This window comes from Arthrobacter sp. H14 (genome assembly GCF_000520495.1).
Taxonomy (GTDB): Bacteria; Actinomycetota; Actinomycetes; order Actinomycetales; family Micrococcaceae; genus Arthrobacter_C.
Genome location: NZ_KI914662.1, coordinates 1 through 3,645 on the forward strand (window position 1 = coordinate 1; position 3,645 = coordinate 3,645).

The 3,645-nt window shown below is 63.0% G+C and carries 4 protein-coding genes; 2 read left to right on the forward strand and 2 right to left on the reverse strand.

What is annotated here, in order from left to right; genetic code table 11:
• The coding region (locus Y707_RS26130; protein ID WP_035781790.1) for an integrase catalytic domain-containing protein at positions 1-1,014 on the forward strand (1,014 nt) is incomplete at its 5' end.
• 122 nt (positions 1,015-1,136) lie between these two features.
• Here Y707_RS26130 and Y707_RS0113790 read toward each other — a convergent pair.
• Together Y707_RS0113790 and Y707_RS0113795 are read right to left on the reverse strand one after the other, a co-directional pair.
• Complete coding sequence (locus Y707_RS0113790) at positions 1,137-1,778, reverse strand: class I SAM-dependent methyltransferase (RefSeq protein ID WP_026535512.1); 642 nt, start codon at positions 1,776-1,778, stop codon at positions 1,137-1,139.
• The gene (locus Y707_RS0113795; protein ID WP_333782848.1) at positions 1,768-2,700 is read right to left on the reverse strand and encodes an SMP-30/gluconolactonase/LRE family protein; all 933 of its coding nucleotides are present in this window, start codon (positions 2,698-2,700) and stop codon (positions 1,768-1,770) included. Before Y707_RS0113795 ends, Y707_RS0113790 begins: the two co-directional genes overlap by 11 nt.
• 114 nt (positions 2,701-2,814) lie before the next feature.
• Between Y707_RS0113795 and Y707_RS26135 the strand changes: the two genes are divergently transcribed.
• A partial coding sequence (locus Y707_RS26135) for an FkbM family methyltransferase (protein WP_051442018.1) occupies positions 2,815-3,645 on the forward strand: 831 nt, incomplete at its 3' end.

Genomic DNA, 3,645 nt, shown 5'->3' on the forward strand with positions numbered 1-3,645 from the left:
CCCGGACGGACGCCGGTGTACGGGCCGGACCTGCTGGACCCGCTTATCAAGTGCTGGTCGGTGCTGCGCGCTCCGGCGGGCAAACTGCTGGCACCGATGCTGCCCACGTTGGTGCCCTTGCTGCGTCGGGATAAGGAGCTGAAGATCACCGAAGCTCAAGCGGCGTTGCTGGTGGCCATGAGCGCGGCGACGATCGACCGGAAGCTCGCCGGTGAACGGGCAAAAATGCTGCCGCGGGGCCGGTCGCATACCAAACCGGGAACGCTGCTCAAGGATCAGATAGCGATCCGTACCTGGGCCGAATGGGATGATGCTGTTCCCGGATTCGTGGAAATCGATCTGGTCGGCCACGAGGGCGGCAACAGCTCCGGCGAGTTCTGCTTCACGCTCACAGTGACCGACATTTCGACCGGATGGACGGTGAACCGGGCGGTGAAGAACAAGGCAGCCAAATGGGTCTTCGAAGCCCTCGAGCACGTCACCGCCGTCTTTCCCTTCCCGATCATCGGCATAGACTCGGACAACGGATCAGAATTCATCAACGAACACCTGCTGGCCTACTGCACCGAGCACAAGATCACCTTCACCCGCTCCCGGCCCGGCAACAAGAACGACGGTGCCCACGTGGAACAGAAGAACTGGGCCCGAGTCCGCGAACTCGTCGGATACCTGCGCTACGACACCGCTGGCGAACTGGCCAAGCTCAACGAAATTTGGGAACTGGACCGCATCTTCACGAACTACTTGCTGCCCCAACAGAAACTGATCGAGAAGCAGCGCAAGGGTGCCAGGGTCATCAAAAAGCACGATAAGCCAGCCACCCCGCACCAGCGGGCGATCCGGCACGAGAAGATGCGCAAACGCCCCATTATCCAGATGAACGCTCAGTTCAAACGGATCAAACCCGCCGCTCTCTCACGCCAGATTCTGGCACTGACCGCAGAGCTGGAAACACTCGCACTCGCGAAGAAAGCCGCGCCAATCAAACCCGTCAACCGGGCCTGGAACGCCTAACCCTCCCGGAGGTTTTCCTATGAGGCAACGAAACCCGCTATCCGGAGGTTCTCAAATGAGGCAACGTATTATTCTTCCCGGAGGTATTGCAATGAGGCAACAGGGCGGGCGGGGACGACTAACTAGTTAACTGCTGCGGAACTGTTGATGGCGTGCAGAAGGGTGTCGACGGCGTCGTGCCCTTCGTCCTGCGGCCCTTCGGGATCCGCCGCCGTGTTCCGAACAATCTGCTCCGCGGTAATGATCCTCAGTCCTTCGGCCGCATTGCGCAGCATCCCGGGACTGTAAAGAATGTCCGGGTCCTGCGGTCCTCCGCTGCCGCGGGTGAGGTTTTCCTTGTCGTGCCCGATCACCAGCAATGTCCCGCCGGGTGCGAGCCACTGCGCAGCGCGGCGGATCACGCTGATGTTCGAGGCTTCACCCAGGTGCAGGTAGGTAATCATAATCAGCTCGTAACTGCGGGACGGCTCCCAATACGTGGCATCGCCGAGCTGCCAGTCAATAGCCACGCCTTCAGCTGTACCCCGGGCACGTGCAATGTCCAGACCCTCGGCGGAGAAATCGACGGCGGTGACGTGCCAGCCGCGATCGGCCAGCCATACCGCGTTCCTCCCGTCGCCGGTGGCCAGATCGAGCGCCGCACCGGGATTGAGCGGCGCCACGATCTCCTGCAGCTTCCCGTGCGGCCGGGTGGACCAGAGCCCGCCACCCTCTTCAGTGGAGCGTGCCTCCCGGTACCGTTCATCCCAGGCTTCAGAATCCATGGTTTACCTGCGCCGCATCCGACGTCGTCGTCCTGATCCGGTACAAACTTGACGACGCCGTGATGTACAGGGTCGCGCCGTCGTCGCCGCCGAAACACAGGTTGGCAACGCGCTCCGGCACGGGAATGCGTTCGATTAGTTTGCCGGCGGGAGAAAACACCTGCACCGAATCCCAGCTCGACGTCCAGACATTGCCGTCCCTATCCACGCGGAATCCGTCCGGCAGCCCGGGGCTTACCTCGGCGAAGATCCGGCCGTTTTTGGCGTGGCGGCCCTCGAAGATGTCGTAGGCGTGAATCGCATGTCCGCCCGGGCGCCCGGGGATAGGCGTGCCCGGCGGGTCGACGGACGAGTCCGAGACGTAGAGGATCGACTCGTCCGGCGAAAAAGCCAGCCCGTTCGGCATCTCGACGTCGATCACCACCGGATCGAGTTTGCCGCTCGCCGGGTCGTACCGGAATACAAAGTGGTCGCCGTACTCGAGTTCACCGGCGTGCCCTTCGCCTGCCTTATGGATGCCGTATGACGGGTCGGTGAACCAGATCGTGCCATCGGACGCGACGACGACGTCGTTGGGGGAGTTGAGCCGTGCCCCGCGCCAGGAGTCCACGAGCGTCGTCAACTCACCGCCGTCGTCGCGCTCCACCGCCCTTCGGCCGTGCGAGCACTGGATGACAGCACCGTCGAGGCCAAGCGTGCGGCCGTTCGCATACTCGGCATTGGCCGAATACACGCTCAGCTCGCCGCTATCCTCGCTGTACTCCACGATCCGGTTCGCCGGGATGTCACTGAACCGGACGACCCGACGCTCAGCCAGCCACACCGGTCCTTCCGCCCAGGTTGTGCCGGTCGCAACTTTCTCCAACGCGGCGCCTTCGGCAATCAGGCCCGATCCCGCCACTGTCATTACCTCTGCTTCCACTGTTCCTATAGTTGTGTCTAGAGTAAGCGACATGGGTTTCACGACGACGGCACCCAGCGAATTGCCAGCGTTCACCCGGCAACCGGCCAAACTCGATGCGTACCGTGATAGGGCGTGACCACAATCGACGCTTCTCCCCGTTCCCTGCGCCCAGGTGCTCTGCATGAAATCCTGCTGCAGCTTGCCCGGCTACGCATTGTCGAGCCGGAGGTGGTGGGGCTGCAGGCGGTAATCCGTCCCGGCGACCATGTGTTCGACGTCGGCGCGGGCTACGGCATGTATTCGTTTCCGCTGGCGCATCTCGTCGGTGGGAGCGGCCGGGTGCACTCATTTGAACCGCAGTCTCACCAGGGACGGGTGCTGAGGCTGATCCGCCGGCTGAGCCGCTCGGGACAGATCAACATCACCAAAGGCGCGTTGGGCGCCGGGCACGGCGAACACAGCCTCGTTCTGCCCACCCGGTTCGGCATTCCCATCCATGGCCACGCGCATGTGGCCGAGGGCGTTCAACAGGTCCACACGCCGTCGTTTGGGAGTTCCAGGAACCGGACGACGACGATGACCACCATTGATTCCTGGTGCGCGGCGAACGATGTGGGTCCTGTTTCCTTTATCAAGATCGACGTCGAGGGTTTCGAACCGGACGTCCTCGACGGCACGACCGACACCATCGATACCTGGCGTCCCAGCCTGCTCCTTGAAATCGAGGACCGGCACGTAAGCCGCTACGGCCGGGACGCCAACCAGTTCGCCGGCGCTATCCTCGACCGCTGGCCCGAGTACGGGATGTACACCTGGTCGGGAAGTGCGTGGCGCCCGGCCGACCGGGTGCGGTTGGGCGTGCGCAACTACCTCTTCGCCACCAAAAGTGCACTCTCCCGCGGAGGGACAGTTGAAACCCCGGCAACACCAGGAATGATGACGACGGCGGATGCCCCCGTCCCT